Consider the following 21,975-nt stretch of genomic DNA (forward strand, 5'->3'; position numbering starts at 1 on the left):
CAACTATTAGTTGCACAAAAAAGCTGTTCAGCAGGAGATATGAGGGCATTTGCTGCAAAAAAAAGCGGCGGAGGACTATCCCCCGCCGCTTAAGGCACTTAACTCACTTTACTCAGGAGCAGTTACTTACCTTTAATCTCATACAGTGGTGTTTGACCGGCAACCACGTGACCTTCGGCTTTAATGACCAGAGCGCCGAAATCATCGCTGTTGCTGCACACAACCGGGCTTATCATAGAACGTGCGTTAGCGTTCAGGAACTCCAGATCCATTTCCAGAATCGGTTGGCCTGCAGTAACTTCCGCACCTTCTTCAACCAGACGCTTAAAGCCTTTACCTTCCAGCGCGACGGTGTCGATGCCCATATGGACCACGATTTCCGCGCCTTTAACAGTTTCCAGGCAGAACGCATGGTTAGTGTTGAAGATTTTCACGATGGTGCCCGCAGCCGGAGCAACCACGATTTTATCCGTTGGTTTCACCGCCACGCCGTCGCCTACAGCTTTGCTGGCGAAGGCTTCATCAGGAACCTGCTCCAGCGCAACTACGTCACCGGTAATCGGAGAAACCAGCGCTTCAACGGTGACTGCATTCGCTACCGCCTGCGGTTTTGCTACCGGAGCCGCTGCTGCTGGCGCACTTTCACCAGACGCTGCTGCCACCGGGCCACGCGCGACAACTTTCTTCATTTCGTCGCCGATGGATTCAGCTTTCGCACCCACGATGACCTGAATTGTTTGCTTATTCAGCTTAACGACACCCGATGCTCCTAAACGTTTACACATCGCATCGTTTACGCGACCGGAGTCGACAACGGTCAGACGCAGACGAGTGATACAGGCATCAATCGCTTTCAGGTTATCAGTGCCGCCAACCGCTGCAATGTAACTGGTTGCCAGTTGAGCCAAACCTTCTTCAGTGTTGCTGTTGGCTTCTTCAGTAACGATATCGTCTTCTTTATCTTCGCGGCCCGGCGTTTTCAGGTTAAACATACGAATAACCGCGCTGAACAACACAAAGTAGATAACGAAGAACACCAGACCCATCACTACCAGCATCCAGACGTTTTTGCTTGCTGCCGGCAGGTTGTACATCAACACGTAGTCGATAGCACCTGCGGAGAAGGAGAAGCCTGCGTGGATCCCCAGCAGTGTTGCAACGAACAGGCTGATACCCGTTAACAGTGCGTGCAGGAGGTACAGCAGCGGAGCCAGGAACATGAACAGGAATTCCAGCGGCTCGGTAACACCGGTCAGGAACGCGGTGATCGCAACGGACAGCAGCATACCGCCAACCATCGGACGACGTGCTTTCGGAGCCGCGAAGTACATCGCCAGCGCCGCACCCGGCAGACCAAACATCATGATCGGGAAGAAGCCAGACATGAACATACCCGCAGTGCCGTCACCCGCGTAGAAGCGGTTGATGTCACCGTGGAATACGGTACCTGCAGCGTTAGTAAATTCGCCAATCTGGAACCAGGCGATAGTATTCAGCACCTGATGCAGACCGGTTGGGATCAGCAGACGGTTGATGAAACCAAAGATACCGGAACCCAGCGCGCCAGCGCCCACGATCCACTCACCACCCGCATGGATGGCGTTCTGTACCGGTGGCCATACGTAACCGAAGATAGCTGCCAACACCAGACAGAAGAAGCCAGTGGCGATCGGCACGAAGCGTTTGCCGCCAAAAAAGCTCAGGAAGTCAGGCAGTTTGATACCAGACCAGCGGTTATACACCGCACCGCCGACCAGACCGGTGATGATACCAGCCAGCACGCCCATATTGATTGCAGGGTTAATGGTAACCATTGCTTTGGTCAATATGAAATAACCGACCGCACCTGCCAGCGCTGCTGCACCTGCGCTGTCTTTTGACCAGCTGGAAGCAACACCGATCGCAAATATTAACGCGAGGTTATCAAAGATGGCCCCACCCGCTTGCGCGATGAAGGGTACGTTAAGTAAATCTGGTTGGCCGAATCGCAGCAGCAGTGCCGCGACTGGCAGCACAGCGATGGGGAGCTGTAACGCCCTACCCAGCCGCTGGAAAAAACCTAAAATATTCATTTTATTCCCCCTACGAGACCCCGATTAGGCTTCTTTGAAGCCATATTTTTATTGTGTGACCATTCCTGACAGCAAGATTCTGGAACAACGATATTAACCATCCATCTACATTCAGAGTGTGTGAAAAATTAATTCGTATCGCAAATTAAACGCGTGTTTTTTGTGATTTCAGTCACCAAATATCGTTATTAACCCTCCCTTCCACTGGCTAACTACGAAAACTTATTTTATCATTCAAAAAATCGAAACGGATTGATCCTTACCGATGCAAAACCAGGTTACGCTTAATACTGCACAGAGACTCAATCCGCCAATTGCTTACATTTACTTTTGAGGTGAAGAATGAGACTGATCCCCCTGAATACCGCTGAACAAGTCGGCAAATGGGCTGCTCGCCATATCGTTAACCGTATTAACGCGTTCAAACCAACGGCAGATCGTCCGTTCGTTCTGGGCCTGCCGACTGGCGGTACTCCGCTGACAGCTTATAAAGCATTGGTTGAAATGCACAAAGCGGGCCAGGTGAGCTTCAAGCATGTTGTTACTTTCAATATGGACGAATATGTTGGCCTGCCGAAAGAGCATCCGGAAAGCTACCACAGCTTTATGCACCGCAATTTCTTTGATCACGTTGATATTCCAGCAGAAAACATCAACCTCCTCAATGGTAACGCGCCGGATATTGATGCAGAATGCCGTCAGTATGAAGAAAAAATCCGTTCTTACGGTAAAATCCACCTGTTTATGGGCGGTGTAGGCAACGATGGTCACATCGCGTTCAACGAACCGGCTTCCTCTTTGGCTTCCCGTACCCGTATCAAAACGTTGACTCACGACACACGTGTTGCTAACTCACGCTTCTTTGACGGCGACGTAAGCCAGGTGCCTAAATATGCGCTGACCGTTGGCGTGGGTACCCTGCTGGATGCCGAAGAGGTGATGATCCTGGTTCTGGGCCACCAGAAAGCACAGGCGCTGCAAGCCGCCGTTGAAGGCAACGTTAACCACATGTGGACCATCAGCTGCCTGCAGTTGCATCCAAAAGCCGTTGTGGTCTGCGATGAGCCTTCCACCATGGAACTGAAAGTGAAGACGCTGAAATACTTCAACGAGTTAGAAGCGGAAAATATTAAAGGTCTGTAATTGATGTCTCCGCCCTGTCGATGAGTTGCAGGGCGGCATTTTTTGAAATCGGGGGTCGGAATGTATGCTTTAACCCAGGGCCGGATCTTTACCGGTCACGAAATTCTTGATGACCATGCGATTGTTGTCGCCAATGGCCTGATTGACAGCGTTTGCCCACTGGCTGAGTTACCGTCAGGAATTGAACAGCGCTCACTGAATGGGGCCATTGTTTCCCCCGGTTTTATTGATGTACAGCTAAACGGCTGCGGCGGTGTACAGTTTAACGATACGGCAGAAGCCGTGACCGTTGAAACGCTGGAAATCATGCAGAAAGCCAATGAAAAATCTGGCTGCACCAACTATTTGCCAACGCTTATCACCACCAGCGATGACCTGATGAAACAGGGCGTTCGCGTGATGCGTGAATACCTAGCGAAACACCCGAATCAGGCATTAGGACTTCATCTTGAAGGCCCGTGGCTGAACCTTGTGAAAAAAGGCACCCATAATCCGGGATTTGTCCGTCAGCCGGACGCTGCGTTGGTTGATTTCCTGTGCGATAATGCAGATGTGATCACCAAAGTCACACTGGCACCAGAAATGGTCCCGGTAGAGGTCATCACCAAACTGGTTAATGCCGGTATCGTGGTTTCTGCGGGTCACTCCAATGCAACGGTCAAAGAAGCCAAAATCGGCTTCCGCGCAGGCATCAGCTTTGCGACCCATCTGTTCAACGCGATGCCGTACATTACCGGTCGTGAACCGGGTCTGGCGGGCGCAATTCTTGATGAAGCCGATATCTACTGCGGTATCATCGCCGATGGCCTGCACGTTGACTACGTTAACATTCGTAACGCCAAGCGCCTAAAAGGCGACAAGCTGTGCCTGGTCACCGACGCGACCGCGCCAGCAGGTGCAAACATTGAACAGTTCATTTTCGCTGGTAAAACAATATACTACCGCAATGGACTGTGTGTTGATGAGAACGGTACGTTGAGCGGTTCATCATTAACCATGATTGAAGGTGTACGCAATCTGGTCGAGCATGCGAATATCGCTCTCGACGAAGTCCTGCGCATGGCAACGCTCTACCCTGCTCGCGCCATTGGCGTCGACAAACAACTCGGCAGCATCGCGCCAGGCAAAGTAGCCAACCTGACTGCGTTCACGCACGACTTTAAAATTATCAAGACCATCGTTAATGGCAACGAGGTCGTTACTGAGTAAGAGAAAGAATGACACCAGGCGGACAAGCTCAAATAGGTAATGTTGATCTCGTAAAACAGCTTAACAGCGCGGCGGTTTATCGCCTGATTGACCAGCATGGGCCAATCTCGCGAATTCAAATTGCCGAGCAAAGCCAGCTTGCCCCCGCCAGCGTAACCAAAATTACGCGTCAGTTGATCGAACGCGGGCTGATCAAAGAAGTCGATCAGCAGGCCTCCACCGGAGGCCGCCGCGCTATCTCTATCGTCACAGAAACCCGCAATTTCCACGCCATTGGCGTACGCCTGGGGCGCCACGATACGACGCTCACTCTCTATGATATGAGCAGTAAAGTGGTCGCCGAAGAGCATTACCCTCTCCCGGAGCGCACCCAGGAAACGCTGGAATATGCGCTGCTCAACACCATTGCTATCTTTATTGAGAGCTGCCAGCGAAAAATCCGCGAGCTGATCGCAATTTCTGTCATCCTGCCAGGCCTTGTCGATCCTGAAAGCGGCGTCATCCGCTATATGCCACACATTCAGGTCGAAAACTGGGGACTGGTCGAAGCGCTCGAAAAACGCTTCAAAGTCACCTGCTTTGTTGGTCACGATATTCGCAGCCTGGCGCTGGCTGAGCACTATTTCGGGGCAAGCCAGGATTGCGAAGACTCCATTTTGGTGCGAGTGCACCGCGGAACTGGCGCGGGAATTATTTCCAATGGCCGCATTTTCATCGGTCGCAATGGCAACGTCGGTGAGATTGGTCATATTCAGGTTGAGCCGCTGGGTGAGCGCTGTCACTGCGGTAATTTCGGCTGTCTGGAAACCATTGCCGCCAATGCTTCTATTGAACATCGCGTGCAGAACTTACTGAAGCAGGGTTATCCAAGTCGACTCACGCTGGATGATTGCAGTATCAAAGCCATCTGTAAGGCAGCGAATAAAGGCGATAATCTGGCAGCAGAAGTCATCGAGCACGTTGGCCGCCATCTGGGTAAAACCATCGCTATCGCCATCAACCTGTTTAATCCGCAGAAAATCGTCATTGCGGGCGAAATTACCGAGGCGGATAAGGTGCTGCTGCCTGCCATAGAAAGCTGTATCAACACGCAGGCGTTGAAGGCGTTTCGCCACAATTTACCGGTGGTTCGGTCCACGCTGGATCACCGTTCCGCCATTGGCGCCTTTGCGCTGGTGAAACGCGCAATGCTTAACGGGACTTTGCTGCAACGTTTGCTGGAAAGCTAATACACGTCATCCTTCAAGCTGCCTCTGCGTTAGCTGCATCTGCTCACCCCAGTCACTTACTTCAGTAAGCTCCGGAGGTTCGCAGACTTGCCGCCTTGATGCAACTCGAATGATGTAGTGTATTTTGTGTATAGTAATGCCTTCTTTTTTTAATGTCGGATTGTCCATGGCCATTAAGAATGTAATTTGTGATATCGACGGCGTGCTGATGCACGACAATGTTGCTGTACCGGGTGCGGCAGAATTTCTGACTGGGATCCTGGAAAAAGGTCTGCCGTTAGTCCTGCTGACTAACTACCCTTCGCAGACCGGGCAAGATCTGGCAAACCGCTTCGCCACCGCAGGTGTGAATGTCCCTGATAGCGTCTTTTATACTTCCGCGATGGCTACCGCTGATTTTCTTCGTCGCCAGGAAGGAAAAAAGGCCTATGTGGTAGGTGAAGGCGCGTTAATTCACGAACTGTATAAAGCTGGATTTACCATTACCGACGTGAACCCCGATTTTGTGATTGTTGGCGAGACGCGTTCCTATAACTGGGACATGATGCATAAAGCGGCGTATTTTGTCGCCAACGGCGCTCGTTTTATCGCCACTAACCCGGATACCCACGGTCGCGGCTTTTATCCCGCCTGTGGAGCACTCTGTGCCGGTATTGAGAAGATCTCAGGTCGTAAACCATTTTATGTCGGCAAACCCAGCCCGTGGATTATTCGCGCGGCGCTCAACAAAATGCAGGCGCACTCAGAAGAAACCGTCATTGTTGGCGACAACCTGCGCACCGATATTCTGGCAGGTTTTCAGGCGGGTCTGGAAACTATCCTGGTACTGTCTGGCGTATCCAAGCTCGATGATATTGACAACATGCCGTTCAGACCAAGCTGGATTTACCCGTCTGTTGCTGAAATTGATGTGATTTGATTCGCAGGCCGGATAAGACATAAGTTCGTCTTATTCGGCAATTATGCAGCGTTATTGCCGGATGGCGGCGTCATCGCCTTATCCGCCCCACGAAGTCTCTCCATTCAATAAAACCGCCATAAAACTGTCGATTCATCAATAAACACGTCTATTCTGTAATCTTTTTTCACCAATCCACAATGACCATTGCATTTTTTATTTTCTGACCCGCAATTCGCTTGCGCCCTCTCCCGCTTTGCGGCATTTTCTTTATCAAGCAAACATAAAAAGCATCACGCAACAGGTTAACGGAGAAGGTTATGTGTTCTATTTTTGGCGTATTCGATATTAAAACTGACGCAGTTGAACTGCGTAAAAAAGCCCTGGAATTGTCTCGTCTGATGCGCCATCGCGGCCCGGACTGGTCGGGTATTTACGCCAGTGATAACGCCATTCTGGCACACGAACGTCTGTCCATCGTCGACGTCAACGCCGGTGCTCAGCCGCTGTACAACGTGAAGAAAACGCATATCCTGGCGGTTAACGGTGAAATTTATAACCACCAGGCGCTGCGCGCTGAGTACGGCGATCGCTATCAGTTCCAGACCGGTTCCGACTGCGAAGTTATCCTCGCGCTGTATCAGGAAAAAGGCCCAGAGTTTCTGGATGATCTGCAAGGCATGTTTGCTTTTGCCCTGTACGACAGCGAGCAGGACGCTTATCTGATCGGTCGCGATCATATTGGGATCATCCCGCTGTATATGGGTTACGACGAACACGGTAACTTCTATGTTGCGTCTGAAATGAAAGCGCTGGTTCCTGTCTGCCGCACAATCAAAGAATTCCCGGCCGGTAGTTATTTGTGGAGTAAAGACGGTGAAATTCGTCAGTACTACCAGCGCGACTGGTTTGAATACGATGCAGTCAAAGACAACGTCACCGATAAAAACGAGCTGCGCCAGGCGCTGGAAGATGCGGTGAAAAGCCACCTGATGTCAGATGTTCCTTATGGAGTACTGCTGTCCGGCGGTCTGGATTCATCCGTCATTTCCGCGATCACTAAAAAATACGCGGCACGCCGTGTTGAAGATCAGGAACGTAGCGAAGCCTGGTGGCCACAGCTGCACTCCTTCGCCGTCGGCCTAGAAGGCGCTCCTGATCTGAAAGCTGCACAAGAGGTGGCGAACCATTTGGGTACCGTGCACCACGAGATCCACTTCACCGTGCAGGAGGGTCTGGATGCGATCCGCGACGTGATTTATCACATCGAAACTTACGATGTCACGACGATTCGCGCCTCGACGCCAATGTACTTAATGTCGCGTAAAATTAAAGCGATGGGCATTAAAATGGTGCTGTCGGGCGAAGGTTCGGACGAAGTATTTGGCGGTTATCTCTATTTCCACAAAGCGCCAGATGCAAAAGAACTGCACGAAGAAACCGTGCGCAAGCTGCAGGCACTGCATATGTTCGACTGCGCCCGTGCCAACAAAGCGATGTCAGCCTGGGGCGTGGAGGCACGCGTGCCGTTTCTGGATAAGAAATTCCTTGATGTGGCGATGCGCATCAACCCGCAGGACAAAATGTGCGGCAACGGCAAAATGGAAAAACACGTTCTGCGCGAATGTTTTGAGTCCTACCTGCCAGCAAGCGTCGCATGGCGTCAGAAAGAGCAGTTCTCTGACGGTGTCGGTTACAGCTGGATTGATACACTGAAAGAAGTCGCTGCTGAACAAGTTTCTGACCAACAACTGGAAACCGCCAGCTTCCGTTTCCCATACAACACGCCATCATCTAAAGAAGCGTATTTGTACCGTGAGATTTTCGAAGAGTTGTTCCCGGTTGCGAGCGCTGCGGAATGCGTACCTGGCGGACCGTCTGTAGCCTGTTCTTCCGCTAAAGCGATCGAATGGGATGAAGCGTTTAAAACCATGAACGATCCGTCTGGTCGTGCGGTTGGCGTACACCAGTCCGCTTATAAATAAGTTAATCCTTATAAAAGGGCCCTGCGGGGCTCTTTTTTTATGTCTGTTTTCTGTGCAAAAAAACAATTAATAACTAATAATTGCCGAATATTGCGTCATGCTGTTCGCAACCTAACCAAACAGTCACATTCCAGCTATTTTCAATGAAAAAGGGGTTGACGCTTCAAGGCTCAATACGCATAATGCGCCCCGCAACGCCGATAAGGTTACGCGAAAAAAAAGATGGCTACGTAGCTCAGCTGGTTAGAGCACATCACTCATAATGATGGGGTCACAGGTTCGAATCCCGTCGTAGCCACCATCTTTTTTTGCGGGAGTGGCGAAATTGGTAGACGCACCAGATTTAGGTTCTGGCGCCGCAAGGTGTGCGAGTTCAAGTCTCGCCTCCCGCACCATTCACCCGTAAGCGTTGCACGGATGGGGTATCGCCAAGCGGTAAGGCACCGGTTTTTGATACCGGCATTCCCTGGTTCGAATCCAGGTACCCCAGCCATTTTTTCTTCGATATAGCGGTTCACCGCAACGGTCATTGGGGTATCGCCAAGCGGTAAGGCACCGGTTTTTGATACCGGCATTCCCTGGTTCGAATCCAGGTACCCCAGCCATCGAAGAATATGATAGTATCTGGCTACGTAGCTCAGCTGGTTAGAGCACATCACTCATAATGATGGGGTCACAGGTTCGAATCCCGTCGTAGCCACCATATTAAGGACGTATCGACTCGTTCGGTAAATCCAAAAAATTGTTGGGGTATCGCCAAGCGGTAAGGCTCTGGTTTCTGATACCAGCATTCCGAGGTTCGAATCCTCGTACCCCAGCCAATTTCAAAAAGTCGTCCACTTTGTGGGTGCACCCGTTGGGGTATCGCCAAGCGGTAAGGCTCTGGTTTCTGATACCAGCATTCCGAGGTTCGAATCCTCGTACCCCAGCCATATTAAAAAAGCTCGCTTCGGCGAGCTTTTTGCTTTTCTAACGTCGGGTGATGGCAAGACTTACCAAGCCTACATGACTTGTAGGCCTGATAAGCGTAGCGCCATCAGGCACCACTCGAGCTACAACCCTAACGCATACTTCAGTGCCTGACGTTTCATTACGCCAGCGCGCTCTGCGGCCATGAGCCCGAGATTACGCATGATGCGCAGCGGCTGCAGGTTATTGCTGAATCCGGCGTAGAACAGATCCATACCGCTTTGCATGATGAAATTGTCAGTCATACGGCGATTCTGATAACGCTTGAGCACCGGCTGACTGGCCCAGGATTCACCGTAGCTACGCGCATTCACCAGCACATCAATCAACGCATCGACATCACGAAAACCCAGATTAACGCCCTGCCCCGCCAGTGGGTGAATGGTATGCGCGGCATCACCTACCAGCGCTAGCCCCGGTTGCACATACTGCAGCGCATGACGACGCGTAAGTGGGAATGCCCCCGCCGCCACAGGCGTAACGTTACCGAGTCGTGAAGGGAAATGTTTAGCGATCTCCGCCTGCAGTTGCGGCATATTTAGCGCTTGCAATTGGCGGATGCGAGCTGGTGAGTCGTACCACACCAGCGAGGCCCAGTTATCGAACAACGGTAAAAACGCGCGCGGACCGTCAGGGGTAAATTGCTGCCAGGTGCTGTCTCCCGGCGAATGCTCGCATTGCACGGTAATCAACATACAGGACTGCGCATACTGCCAGGCATGAATGCCAATCCCGGCCATTTTCCGCACCTGAGAATTGGCACCATCCGCGCCGATAACCAGCTTCGCGCTGATTTTTTCACCGTCTGCCAGTTCAAGTTCATGCCGATCGTGATGTTGATGCAAAGAGAGAAGCGACGCCGGCACGCGCAGCGTAACTTTAGGGTGAACTTCCAGCGCCTGCCAGAGCGCCTGTTGCAGGACCGTGTTCTCCACCATATAGCCCAACAGAGGCAGCTTAAGCTCGGCGGCATTAAACATCACATGGGCATTTTCCCATTCCCACGTTTCCAGACGACGGTAAGGATGGCTACGCATTCCCTGAACCGTATCCCAGACGCCCAGCCCTTTCAGCAACGACACGGAGGCGGAGCTAATGGCCGAAATTCTGACATCAGGCTGTCCGCCAGCAACAAACGGCGCAGGAGCGGCATGTTCAATCACCGTTACCGAAAATCCATGCTGCGCCAGTCCCAGCGCCAGCGCGCCGCCGACCATCCCCCCGCCGACAATGGCAATTTCCGTTGGTTGATTTGTCATGGTCAATTTTCCAGTTACATGTATTGTGTAAGTTTACAGGATTTTTTACCCCTTGAGGCTGACATCCGTCATACTGGTCACAACCGCGCCAAAGCAGTACACTATGCGCCCTGCATTTCAGCCACAATTTCGCAAGAGCAAGTCGATGACCAAAAAACTCCATATTAAAACCTGGGGCTGTCAGATGAACGAATACGATTCATCGAAGATGGCCGATCTGCTGGATGCCACTCATGGGTATCAACTGACTGACGTGGCGGAAGAAGCGGATGTGCTGCTGCTGAATACCTGCTCAATCCGTGAGAAGGCTCAGGAAAAAGTGTTCCATCAACTGGGCCGCTGGAAACTGTTAAAAGAGAAAAATCCCAAGCTCATCATTGGGGTCGGTGGCTGTGTTGCGTCTCAGGAAGGCGATCATATTCGCCAGCGCGCGCATTACGTCGATATTATTTTTGGGCCGCAAACGCTGCATCGCCTGCCGGAAATGATCAACAAAGTGCGTGGAAGCACGACCCGTAGCCCGGTGGTTGATATCAGTTTCCCGGAGATCGAAAAGTTCGACCGCCTGCCGGAACCGCGTGCTGAAGGTCCAAGCGCGTTTGTGTCCATCATGGAAGGTTGTAATAAATATTGTACTTACTGCGTGGTTCCCTACACCCGCGGTGAGGAAGTCAGCCGTCCGGCGGATGATATTCTGTTTGAAATCGCCCAGTTGGCAGCCCAAGGCGTGCGTGAAGTGAACCTGCTGGGGCAAAACGTGAACGCCTGGCGTGGTGAAAACTACGACGGCACGATCGGATCCTTTGCCGATCTGCTGCGTCTGGTAGCAGCGATCGACGGCATTGATCGTATCCGCTTCACCACCAGCCATCCGATCGAATTCACCGATGATATCGTTGAAGTTTATCGCGATACGCCAGAGCTGGTGAGCTTCCTGCACCTGCCGGTACAGAGCGGCTCAGACCGCGTACTGAACCTGATGGGACGTACCCACACGGCGCTGGAATACAAAGCGATTATCCGCAAACTGCGCGCTGCGCGTCCGGATATCCAGATTAGCTCCGACTTCATCGTTGGCTTCCCAGGTGAAACCACGCAGGATTTCGAGCAGACCATGAAGCTGATCGCTGACGTCAATTTTGACATGAGCTACAGCTTTATCTTCTCTGCGCGTCCTGGCACCCCTGCCGCCGATATGGTTGATGACGTACCAGAAGAAGAGAAGAAACAGCGTCTGTACATTCTACAGGAGCGTATCAACCAGCAAGCTATGGCCTGGAGCCGTCGTATGGTTGGTACGATCCAGCGCATCCTGGTTGAAGGCACATCGCGTAAGAGCATTATGGAACTGTCAGGGCGTACCGAAAATAACCGCGTGGTGAACTTTGAAGGTACCCCGGATATGGTCGGTAAGTTTGTGGATGTTGAAATTACCGATGTCTGGACGAATTCCCTGCGCGGCAAAGTGGTGCGTACCGAAGACGAAATGGGCCTGCGCATCGCAGAATCCCCTGAATCGGTCATTGCGCGTACCCGCAAAGAAAACGATCTGGGTGTTGGTATTTATCAGCCTTAATCCTGCTGAAAGACGTAAAAAAGGCCCGATACCGCTACACTTATCGGGCCTACACTTCTGGGCTCGCTGTCCCGACGGGCCTTGTAATCAGCCCTGGCATCCCCATATTTATTGCAATGCTTGCGCCTTTCCCCCATGGCGTGAATAATTTCCTTAGATGCCGGTAAATGTTCAGCGTCCGGCGAGACATGCATAAGAGGAACAGTTTGAACATAGACACTCGCGAAATCACCCTTGAACCCGCAGACAACGCCCGCCTGTTGAGCCTTTGCGGCCCATTTGATGACAACATCAAACAGCTGGAACGTCGCCTCGGCATCGAAATTAACCGCCGTGATAACCACTTTAAACTGACCGGCCGCCCAATTTGCGTCACCGCTGCGGCAGATATTTTACGTAGTCTGTACGTCGATACCGCCCCAATGCGCGGTCAGACGCAGGACATCGAGCCTGAACAAATTCATCTGGCGATCAAAGAAGCGCGTGTGCTTGAGCAAAGCGCAGACAGCGTGCCTGAATTTGGCAAAGCGGTGAACATCAAGACCAAGCGCGGAGTAATTAAGCCGCGTACGCCGAACCAGGCACAGTACATTGCAAATATCCTCGACCACGACATCACCTTTGGCGTTGGCCCTGCGGGTACGGGTAAAACGTATCTCGCCGTTGCCGCTGCGGTTGATGCGCTTGAGCGTCAGGAGATCCGTCGTATTCTGCTGACCCGTCCGGCAGTGGAAGCGGGCGAAAAACTGGGATTCCTGCCGGGTGATCTCAGCCAGAAAGTCGATCCCTATTTACGACCGCTGTATGACGCGCTGTTCGAAATGCTCGGTTTTGAGAAGGTTGAAAAGCTGATTGAACGTAACGTCATTGAAGTTGCGCCGCTGGCCTATATGCGTGGCCGTACGTTAAACGATGCGTTCATCATTCTTGATGAGAGCCAGAACACCACCATCGAACAGATGAAAATGTTTCTGACCCGTATCGGCTTTAACTCCAAAGCGGTTATCACCGGCGATATCACCCAGATTGACCTGCCACGTAGCACCAAGTCCGGTCTGCGTCATGCCATTGAAGTGCTGGCTGAGGTCGACGAGATTAGTTTTAATTTCTTCCATAGCGAAGACGTGGTTCGCCATCCGGTGGTGGCTCGTATCGTCACGGCGTATGAAGCCTGGGAAGAAGCAGAACAGAAACGTAAAGCCGAGCAGACTGCAGAACGCAAGCGCGAAGCTCAGGAGCAGGAACAAAAATGAGTCAGGTTATTCTCGATTTACAGCTGGCATGTGAAGACGAATCCGGTTTACCCACAGAAAGCCAGTTTCAGGGGTGGCTGGATGCGGTGATCCCGCAGTTTCAGGAAGAGTCTGAAGTAACCATTCGTCTGGTCGATGACGCGGAAAGCCATGAGCTCAACCTGACCTATCGCGGGAAAGATAAATCCACCAACGTGCTCTCTTTCCCGTTTGAAGCCCCGCCGGGCATTGAGATGCCGCTGCTGGGTGATTTGATCATCTGCCGTCAGGTCGTCGAGAAAGAAGCGCAGGAACAAGGTAAGCCGCTTGAGGCCCACTGGGCGCACATGGTGGTGCACGGAAGCTTGCATTTACTCGGCTACGACCATATCGAAGACGATGAAGCGGAAGAAATGGAATCCCTCGAAACAGAGATTATGCTTGCTCTGGGCTATGAGGATCCGTACATTGCCGAGAAGATTGCAGAATAGTAGCTTGCCGGATGGCGGCGCTTGCGCCTTATCCGGCCTACATTCATGCCTTTCGTAGGCCTGATAAGCGTAGCGCCATCAGGCAAAACATGCCGTCAACAGCTGAGTATACGCATGACGCGCTTTGTATTAACTAACATGAGAACCCATACGACGCCATGAGCGACGACAATTCACACAGTAGTGACACCTTAAACAGCAAAAAGGGATTTTTTTCCCTGTTACTGAGCCAACTTTTCCACGGTGAACCGAAAAACCGCGACGAACTGTTGGAGCTGATCCGTGATTCCGGGCAAAACGACCTTATCGATGAAGATACGCGTGATATGCTCGAAGGGGTAATGGATATTGCGGACCAACGCGTGCGCGACATCATGATCCCTCGCTCCCAGATGATTACCCTGAAACGCAACCAGACCCTGGACGAATGTCTCGATGTCATTATCGAGTCTGCTCACTCGCGTTTCCCGGTGATTAGCGAAGACAAGGATCACATTGAAGGGATTCTGATGGCCAAAGATTTGCTGCCGTTTATGCGCAGCGATGCCGAAGCCTTCAGCATGGAGAAAGTGTTACGCCAGGCGGTTGTCGTACCTGAAAGCAAGCGGGTTGACCGCATGCTGAAAGAGTTCCGCTCCCAGCGTTATCATATGGCTATCGTCATCGACGAGTTTGGCGGTGTCTCAGGTCTGGTGACCATTGAGGACATCCTTGAACTGATTGTCGGTGAAATTGAAGATGAGTACGACGAAGAAGACGATATTGATTTCCGTCAGCTCAGTCGCCACACCTGGACTATTCGCGCGCTGGCGCCGATTGAAGACTTCAACGAAGCTTTTGGGACCCACTTTAGCGACGAAGAAGTCGATACCATTGGCGGGCTGGTCATGCAGGCCTTTGGTCATCTGCCCGCGCGTGGGGAAACTATCGACATTGATGGTTACCAGTTTAAAGTGGCAATGGCCGACAGCCGCCGTATTATTCAGGTTCATGTCAGAATTCCGGACGACTCACCCCAGCCAAAACTGGACGAATAAACCCGAAACTGGATCTAAGACTACATGGCATTTGCCCCATTAATTGAACGCCAGCGCATTCGCCTGCTGCTGGCGTTATTATTCGGTGCCTGCGGGACACTGGCTTTCTCACCGTATGACATCTGGCCCGCTGCGATTGTTTCGCTGATGGGCCTGCAGGCTCTCACCTTCAACCGCCGTCCGCTCCAGTCTGCCGCTATCGGCTACTTCTGGGGACTGGGACTGTTTGGCTCAGGCATCAACTGGGTTTACGTCAGTATCGCGCAGTTTGGCGGTATGCCCGGCCCGGTTAACATTTTCCTCGTGGTTCTGCTTGCCGCATACCTTTCCCTCTACACCGGTCTGTTTGCCGGCGTGTTGGCGCGCTTGTGGCCGAAAACCACCTGGCTACGGGTGGCAATTGCCGCGCCGGTAGTCTGGCAAATCACGGAATTCCTGCGCGGTTGGGTACTGACCGGCTTCCCGTGGTTGCAGTTCGGTTATAGCCAGATCGACGGTCCGTTAAAGGGGCTGGCGCCGGTAATGGGCGTTGAGGCGATTAACTTCCTGCTGATGATGGTTAGCGGCCTGTTGGCGCTGGCGCTGGTGAGACGTAACTGGAAGCCGCTGGTTGTCGCACTCGTGCTCTTTGCTCTGCCTTTTCCACTGCGCTATATCCAGTGGTACACGCTTGAGCCGGAAAAAACCACCCAGGTCTCGATGGTGCAGGGCGACATTCCGCAGTCGCTTAAATGGGATGAAGGTCAGTTACTCAACACCCTGAAGATTTATCTCGACGCCACCCAACCCGAGATGGGCAAATCACAGCTAATCATCTGGCCAGAATCTGCTATTCCGGATCTGGAAATTAACCAACAGCGTTTTCTGAGCATGATGGATGACCTGCTGAAATCGAAAAACAGCACACTAATTACCGGTATCGTGGACGCGCGTCTGAACAAGCAGAATCGTTACGACACCTACAACACCATCATCACACTGGGTAAAGACAGTCCATACAGCTACGACTCCAGCAACCGCTACAACAAAAACCATCTGGTACCGTTTGGCGAGTTTGTCCCGCTGGAATCAATCCTGCGACCGTTAGCGCCGTTCTTTGACCTGCCAATGTCTTCGTTCAGCCGTGGCCCGTACGTACAGCCACAGTTGCATGCACACGGCTTTAAGCTGACCGCTGCCATTTGCTACGAAATCATTCTTGGCGAACAGGTTCGGGATAACTTCCGTCCGGATACGGACTACCTGCTGACTATCTCCAACGATGCCTGGTTTGGTAAGTCCATTGGCCCGTGGCAGCACTTCCAGATGGCGCGGATGCGTTCCCTTGAGCTGGCGCGCCCCCTGCTGCGTAGCACCAACAATGGTATTACGGCGGTGATTGGTCCTCAGGGTGAGATTCAGGCGATGATCCCGCAGTTTACCCGTCAGGTTCTGACCACCAGCGTGACGCCAACCACGGGCCTGACCCCTTATGCCCGTACCGGTAACTGGCCGCTCTGGCTGCTGACTGCACTGTTTGGCTTTGGTGCGGTGGTCATGAGCCTGCGTCAACGTCGTAAGTAACCTTCCTTCCCCGGCCGGATAACGCCTCGCTTATCCGGCCCACAAACATTTCCCACATCCCATTCTGGCACGTCTATTGCTTTGTTCTACAAGGCAAACGCAGTTTTGGCTGAATGTGCAACCTGGTCGCACCAAAGTTGAGCGCCGGTAGCACCTGAAAAGTGCAACAAGATATTTTTGCCCCCAAATGGTGCGGCGCACTTCGCAAAAATAAACAATAACACAGCAAATTCTTTACATTCATCCAAACTAAATGTTAACAAACACATACAAGACTGCACGTTTTAGTAGCAAACAATAACAACATCACAATGGGTATCAATGCGTCCCTGGCGCAGACGATAAAGGAGTTGGATATGCAATTACGTAAGCTCGCCACTGCCATGCTGGTCATGGGAATGTCCGCCGGTCTGGCGCACGCAGAAGACGCAGCACCCGCGGCAGGCAGCACGCTGGATAAGATCGCCAAAAATGGCGTGATCGTTGTCGGTCACCGTGAATCATCGGTACCGTTTTCTTACTACGATAATCAGCAAAAAGTGGTCGGTTATTCACAGGATTACTCCAACGCGATCGTTGAAGCGGTGAAGAAAAAGCTGAACAAGCCCGATCTGCAGGTAAAACTGATCCCGATTACTTCACAAAACCGTATCCCGCTGCTGCAAAACGGCACCTTCGACTTTGAATGTGGATCCACCACCAACAACGTCGAGCGCCAGAAACAAGCAGCCTTCTCTGACACCATTTTCGTTGTCGGTACCCGTCTGCTGGCGAAAAAAGGCGGCGACGTCAAAGATTTCGCTGACCTGAAAGGCAAAGCCGTGGTCGTGACTTCAGGTACCACATCAGAAGTGCTGCTGCACAAGCTGAACGAAGAACAAAAAATGGATATGCGCATCATCAGCGCGAAAGACCATGGTGACTCTTTCCGTACTCTGGAAAGCGGTCGCGCCGTTGCCTTTATGATGGATGACGCCCTGCTGGCTGGCGAACGCGCGAAAGCGAAGAAACCAGACAACTGGGAGATCGTTGGCAAGCCACAATCTCAGGAAGCCTACGGCTGCATGCTGCGTAAAGATGACCCTGAGTTCAAAAAGCTGATGGACGACACTATCGCCAAGGCGCAGACCTCAGGCGAAGCTGAGAAATGGTTTGATAAGTGGTTTAAAAATCCAATTCCACCGAAGAACCTGAACATGAATTTCGAACTGTCAGACGAGATGAAAGCCCTGTTCAAAGAACCAAATGATAAAGCGCTTAACTAACTAAAATAAATGGGAGGCTTCCCCTCCCTCTCGATTGTTACTCGGCACGGACAGACTATAAGCCTGATGGTCGTTCCCCATCAGGCCTGAAAACCGCAAAACGCCGAATAACAATCTTCGAGGGTAGCGCTGCTACCCTTTTTTTTCTGGAGTAGATTTATGTCTATAGACTGGAACTGGGGTATTTTTTTACAACAGGCCCCGTTCGGCAACACCACCTATCTCGGCTGGCTCTGGAGTGGTTTCCAGGTCACGGTCGCGTTATCTATCACCGCCTGGGTTATCGCTTTCCTCATAGGTTCGTTATTCGGCATCTTACGTACCGTCCCAAATCGTTTCCTTTCCGGGATCGGCACGCTATACGTTGAGCTGTTTCGTAACGTTCCGCTCATCGTTCAGTTCTTTACCTGGTATCTGGTCATTCCTGAACTGCTGCCGGAAAACATTGGCATGTGGTTCAAGTCGGAACTGGATCCCAACATTCAGTTCTTCCTCTCATCCATGCTTTGTCTGGGACTGTTTACCGCCGCGCGCGTCTGTGAGCAGGTTCGCGCTGCGATTCAGTCCCTGCCTCGCGGGCAGAAAAACGCCGCGCTGGCGATGGGGCTGACTTTGCCGCAGGCCTACCGCTATGTGCTGCTGCCAAACGCATACCGCGTGATTGTTCCGCCAATGACCTCAGAGATGATGAACCTGGTGAAGAACTCCGCGATCGCCTCCACCATCGGCCTGGTGGATATGGCGGCGCAGGCGGGAAAACTACTGGATTACTCCGCCCACGCATGGGAATCGTTCACCGCCATCACGCTGGCCTACGTCCTGATTAACGCCGTCATCATGCTGGTGATGAATCTCGTCGAACGCAAAATCCGCCTGCCTGGCAATTTGGGAGGCAAATAATGTACGAATTTGACTGGAGTTCTATCGTCCCTTCCCTGCCGTATCTGCTGGACGGGCTGATCATCACCCTGAAAATCACCGTTACGGCAGTCGTCATTGGTATTGTCTGGGGAACCATCCTTGCAGTAATGCGTCTGTCCAGCTTCGCGCCGATTGCCTGGTTTGCGAAAGGCTACGTCAACGTATTTCGTTCTATTCCGCTGGTCATGGTGCTGCTGTGGTTCTACCTGATTGTGCCCGGCTTTTTGCAAAACGTACTGGGTCTGTCGCCTAAAACCGATATTCGCCTGATCTCAGCGATGGTCGCGTTTTCGATGTTTGAAGCTGCGTACTATTCCGAGATTATCCGTGCCGGTATCCAGAGTATTTCTCGTGGGCAATCCAGCGCCGCGCTGGCGCTGGGGATGACACACTGGCAGTCGATGAAGCTGATCATTCTGCCACAGGCCTTCCGCGCGATGGTACCACTGCTGCTGACCCAGGGCATCGTACTATTCCAGGATACCTCGCTGGTCTATGTATTGAGTCTGGCAGACTTCTTCCGTACCGCCTCCACCATTGGCGAGCGTGACGGCACACAGGTTGAAATGATCCTGTTTGCTGGTGCCGTTTATTTTGTATTCAGTCTGAGCGCATCGTTGTTGGTCAGCTATTTGAAGAAAAGGACAGTTTAATGATTACCCTGAAAAATGTTTCTAAATGGTATGGTCACTTTCAGGTGCTGACCGACTGCTCCACGGAAGTGAAAAAAGGTGAAGTGGTGGTGGTTTGCGGCCCGTCAGGTTCAGGTAAATCAACGCTTATCAAAACGGTGAACGGGCTGGAGCCAGTGCAACAGGGCGTCATCACCGTTGATGGTACCGTGGTGAATGATAAAAAAACCGATCTGGCCAAACTGCGCTCTCGTGTTGGTATGGTGTTCCAGCACTTTGAACTGTTCCCGCATCTGTCAATCATTGAGAACCTTACTTTGGCGCAGGTAAAAGTGCTTAAGCGCGATAAAAAGCCGGCCCGCGACAAAGCGCAAAAGTTACTGGAACGCGTTGGTCTGTCAGCACATGCCGAGAAGTTCCCGGCCCAACTCTCCGGGGGCCAGCAACAGCGTGTCGCTATCGCCCGGGCACTATGTATGGATCCTATCGCCATGCTGTTTGACGAACCGACATCGGCGCTTGATCCTGAAATGATCAACGAAGTACTGGACGTTATGGTTGAACTGGCCAATGAAGGGATGACCATGATGGTGGTAACCCACGAAATGGGCTTTGCGCGTAAAGTGGCGAGCCGGGTGATCTTCATGGATGAAGGGAAAATTGTTGAAGACTCACCGAAAGAAGAGTTCTTCGCTAATCCGAAATCGGACCGCGCCAAAGACTTCCTCGCGAAAATCCTGCACTAATCTTGCTGGCGCGCATCTCCATGTGCGCGCCACCTCACGCTTTATTCCTTCGCCTCTCGAAACACATACAGCCCAGCGTTAACCATGTCACAAAGTCCCACTTACAAGGAGCAACAATGGCACTTCCGATCCTGTTTGATTGCGATCCAGGTCATGATGACGCTATCGCAATTGTTCTCGCCCTCGCCTCACCTGAACTGGATGTGAAAGCGATAACCTCGTCAGCCGGGAATCAGACTCCCGACAAAACGCTGCGTAACGTATTGCGCATGCTGACGTTGCTCAAGCGTACGGATATTCCCGTCGCCGGTGGCGCTATGAAACCACTGATGCGCGATCTGATTATCGCCGATAACGTCCATGGAGAGAGTGGGCTGGATGGTCCGGCGCTGCCGGAACCCACTTTTGCGCCACAAGACTGTACCGCTGTGGAACTGATGGCGAAAACCCTGCGTGAAAGCCCGGAACCGATGACGATTGTCTCCACCGGGCCGCAAACTAACGTGGCATTGCTACTGAATAGCCATCCTGAACTGCACGCCAAAATCGACCGTATCGTGATTATGGGTGGTGCAATGGGCCTCGGAAACTGGACACCCGCCGCCGAGTTCAACATCTTTGTGGATCCCGAAGCCGCGGAGATCGTATTCCAGTCGGGTATTCCGGTGGTGATGGCCGGGCTGGACGTCACGCATAAAGCACAAATACATCGTGAAGATACCGAGCAGTTCCGCGCTATCGGCAATCCTGTTTCGACGATCGTTGCTGAACTACTCGATTTCTTCTTTGAATATCACAAAGATGAAAAATGGGGATTCATCGGTGCACCGCTGCATGACCCATGCACCATTGCCTGGCTGCTGAAACCTGAACTGTTTACCACCGTTGAACGCTGGGTTGGCGTGGAAACTCAGGGTAAATATACCCAAGGAATGACGGTGGTGGACTACTACTTCCTGAGCGGCAATAAGCCAAACGCCACCGTGATGGTGGATGTTGATCGCCAGGGATTTGTCGATTTGCTGGCAGAACGGCTGAAGTTTTACGCCTAACACACGCCGGATGGCACTAACGCTTAGCCGGCCTACAAAATCGTGCAATTTGTAGGCCGGATAAGACGCTTTGCGTCGCCATCCGGCAATAAGCAATTACGGTTCAAACGGTCGGCGCTGAAACTGATCGTGTCCGCATTTCGGACACAGCGGCAGCACATCCGGGGTGTAAACCGCTAAATGGAAGTGGCACTTCTCGCAGACCAGATTACCTAATCCGACCACCTCGCCGCTGTGATAAACACCGTGATGACTGAGGTCCTGGAATACTTCGCGCCATTCGAGCTGCGTTTTATCGGTAATATCGGCCAGTTCCTGCCAGATACTCTCCTTGATAACCCGCATAAAGACGCTGTCTGTCTCCTCATCGAGACTTTCTTCATAGCTCAGAGCAAACTCTTCCAGGTCACGTCTGACGGCCCGAGTGAGCTCTTCCACCTCGGTTCGCGTTAACTCCCCGGTCTGCATAACTCGTTGACGCGCCTGCTCCACCAACGCATCGATATCGCGTTCGCCATTACGCAGACGTTCGCTCAGTGAAGCTACCAGTTCACGGTAATATTGAGCAACCTTGTTCATCGCTTCGCCTCCTGGGTCGTTAACTGTCTATAATAATAGACGTTATTTACGCTACGCTTTGCAAGACTGTCCACAGAGTGTGTAAATTCGTGCAAGAATTATCCTTGCGGGAATTCA

Annotated in this window: 18 protein-coding genes and 7 tRNA genes; 22 read left to right on the forward strand and 3 right to left on the reverse strand. The window is 52.1% G+C overall.

What is annotated here, in order from left to right; genetic code table 11:
* Nucleotides 1-122: 122 nt before the first annotated feature.
* Complete coding sequence (gene nagE, locus OGV74_RS18805) at nt 123-2,072, reverse strand: PTS N-acetyl glucosamine transporter subunit IIABC (protein ID WP_110248903.1); 1,950 nt, start codon at nt 2,070-2,072, stop codon at nt 123-125.
* 342 nt (nt 2,073-2,414) lie between these two features.
* On the opposite strand from nagE, the gene nagB reads away from it, so the two are divergent.
* From nagB to OGV74_RS18865, 12 genes are all read left to right on the forward strand, one after another.
* Nucleotides 2,415-3,215, forward strand: a complete 801-nt coding sequence (nagB, locus tag OGV74_RS18810) for a glucosamine-6-phosphate deaminase (protein ID WP_003022803.1) — start codon at nt 2,415-2,417, stop codon at nt 3,213-3,215.
* A gap of 60 nt (nt 3,216-3,275) precedes the next feature.
* Nucleotides 3,276-4,424 carry an N-acetylglucosamine-6-phosphate deacetylase gene (gene nagA / locus OGV74_RS18815; RefSeq protein WP_003022800.1) on the forward strand — a complete coding sequence of 383 codons (1,149 nt, stop codon included), beginning with the start codon at nt 3,276-3,278 and terminating at the stop codon, nt 4,422-4,424.
* An 8-nt stretch (nt 4,425-4,432) separates the two neighbouring features.
* Entirely contained in the window at nt 4,433-5,653 is a 1,221-nt protein-coding gene (gene nagC / locus OGV74_RS18820; protein ID WP_003022796.1) for a DNA-binding transcriptional regulator NagC, read from the forward strand.
* A 166-nt stretch (nt 5,654-5,819) separates the two neighbouring features.
* A complete protein-coding gene (nagD, locus tag OGV74_RS18825) occupies nt 5,820-6,572 on the forward strand; it encodes a ribonucleotide monophosphatase NagD (protein WP_003022792.1) in 753 nt (250 codons plus the stop codon).
* Between the two features lie 299 nt (nt 6,573-6,871).
* Nucleotides 6,872-8,536, forward strand: a complete 1,665-nt coding sequence (asnB, locus tag OGV74_RS18830; protein ID WP_003835552.1) for an asparagine synthase B — start codon at nt 6,872-6,874, stop codon at nt 8,534-8,536.
* Between the two features lie 224 nt (nt 8,537-8,760).
* Nucleotides 8,761-8,837 (forward strand) — tRNA-Met (locus OGV74_RS18835).
* Between the two features lie 9 nt (nt 8,838-8,846).
* Nucleotides 8,847-8,931 (forward strand) — tRNA-Leu (locus OGV74_RS18840).
* Between the two features lie 23 nt (nt 8,932-8,954).
* Nucleotides 8,955-9,029 (forward strand) — tRNA-Gln (locus OGV74_RS18845).
* A 37-nt stretch (nt 9,030-9,066) separates the two neighbouring features.
* Nucleotides 9,067-9,141: transfer RNA gene (locus OGV74_RS18850), tRNA-Gln, on the forward strand.
* 21 nt (nt 9,142-9,162) lie between these two features.
* Nucleotides 9,163-9,239: transfer RNA gene (locus tag OGV74_RS18855), tRNA-Met, on the forward strand.
* Nucleotides 9,240-9,282: 43 nt separating this feature from the next.
* Nucleotides 9,283-9,357, forward strand: a tRNA-Gln gene (locus OGV74_RS18860).
* Between the two features lie 36 nt (nt 9,358-9,393).
* A tRNA-Gln gene (locus tag OGV74_RS18865) sits at nt 9,394-9,468 on the forward strand.
* A gap of 120 nt (nt 9,469-9,588) precedes the next feature.
* Here the strand turns inward: OGV74_RS18865 and ubiF are convergent.
* Nucleotides 9,589-10,764 carry a 3-demethoxyubiquinol 3-hydroxylase gene (ubiF, locus tag OGV74_RS18870; RefSeq protein ID WP_086503826.1) on the reverse strand — a complete coding sequence of 392 codons (1,176 nt, stop codon included), beginning with the start codon at nt 10,762-10,764 and terminating at the stop codon, nt 9,589-9,591.
* Nucleotides 10,765-10,909: 145 nt separating this feature from the next.
* Between ubiF and miaB the strand changes: the two genes are divergently transcribed.
* The 10 genes from miaB to rihA all read left to right on the forward strand — a co-directional run bounded on the left by miaB (nt 10,910) and on the right by rihA (nt 21,279).
* Nucleotides 10,910-12,340 carry a tRNA (N6-isopentenyl adenosine(37)-C2)-methylthiotransferase MiaB gene (gene miaB, locus OGV74_RS18875; protein ID WP_048219325.1) on the forward strand — a complete coding sequence of 477 codons (1,431 nt, stop codon included), beginning with the start codon at nt 10,910-10,912 and terminating at the stop codon, nt 12,338-12,340.
* A 206-nt stretch (nt 12,341-12,546) separates the two neighbouring features.
* Nucleotides 12,547-13,593 carry a PhoH family protein gene (locus tag OGV74_RS18880; protein WP_199880164.1) on the forward strand — a complete coding sequence of 349 codons (1,047 nt, stop codon included), beginning with the start codon at nt 12,547-12,549 and terminating at the stop codon, nt 13,591-13,593.
* The gene (ybeY, locus tag OGV74_RS18885; protein WP_003022773.1) at nt 13,590-14,063 is read left to right on the forward strand and encodes an rRNA maturation RNase YbeY; all 474 of its coding nucleotides are present in this window, start codon (nt 13,590-13,592) and stop codon (nt 14,061-14,063) included. The genes OGV74_RS18880 and ybeY overlap by 4 nt, the downstream gene beginning before the upstream one ends.
* Before the next feature lie 158 nt (nt 14,064-14,221).
* On the forward strand, nt 14,222-15,100 hold the full coding sequence (corC, locus tag OGV74_RS18890) for a CNNM family magnesium/cobalt transport protein CorC (RefSeq protein WP_003022770.1): 879 nt from the start codon (nt 14,222-14,224) through the stop codon (nt 15,098-15,100).
* Between the two features lie 24 nt (nt 15,101-15,124).
* A complete protein-coding gene (gene lnt / locus OGV74_RS18895) occupies nt 15,125-16,663 on the forward strand; it encodes an apolipoprotein N-acyltransferase (protein ID WP_057063299.1) in 1,539 nt (512 codons plus the stop codon).
* 356 nt (nt 16,664-17,019) lie between these two features.
* Nucleotides 17,020-17,928, forward strand: a complete 909-nt coding sequence (gene gltI, locus OGV74_RS18900; protein WP_003022762.1) for a glutamate/aspartate ABC transporter substrate-binding protein GltI — start codon at nt 17,020-17,022, stop codon at nt 17,926-17,928.
* Nucleotides 17,929-18,087: 159 nt separating this feature from the next.
* A complete protein-coding gene (gene gltJ, locus OGV74_RS18905) occupies nt 18,088-18,828 on the forward strand; it encodes a glutamate/aspartate ABC transporter permease GltJ (protein ID WP_016152241.1) in 741 nt (246 codons plus the stop codon).
* Entirely contained in the window at nt 18,828-19,502 is a 675-nt protein-coding gene (gene gltK / locus OGV74_RS18910; protein ID WP_003022757.1) for a glutamate/aspartate ABC transporter permease GltK, read from the forward strand. Before gltJ ends, gltK begins: the two co-directional genes overlap by 1 nt.
* On the forward strand, nt 19,502-20,227 hold the full coding sequence (gltL, locus tag OGV74_RS18915) for a glutamate/aspartate ABC transporter ATP-binding protein GltL (protein ID WP_086503824.1): 726 nt from the start codon (nt 19,502-19,504) through the stop codon (nt 20,225-20,227). Before gltK ends, gltL begins: the two co-directional genes overlap by 1 nt.
* 116 nt (nt 20,228-20,343) lie before the next feature.
* Nucleotides 20,344-21,279 (forward strand): pyrimidine-specific ribonucleoside hydrolase RihA, encoded by a 936-nt coding sequence (rihA, locus tag OGV74_RS18920; protein WP_086503823.1) that lies wholly within the window; start codon nt 20,344-20,346, stop codon nt 21,277-21,279.
* A gap of 96 nt (nt 21,280-21,375) precedes the next feature.
* On the opposite strand, the gene OGV74_RS18925 is transcribed toward rihA, so the two are convergent.
* Nucleotides 21,376-21,858 (reverse strand): zinc ribbon-containing protein, encoded by a 483-nt coding sequence (locus OGV74_RS18925; protein WP_003022748.1) that lies wholly within the window; start codon nt 21,856-21,858, stop codon nt 21,376-21,378.
* Between the last annotated feature and the right edge of the window lie 117 nt (nt 21,859-21,975).

Origin of the sequence: Citrobacter sp. Cf116, from assembly GCF_030336505.1 — a bacterium.
Classification (GTDB): domain Bacteria; phylum Pseudomonadota; class Gammaproteobacteria; order Enterobacterales; family Enterobacteriaceae; genus Citrobacter; species Citrobacter freundii.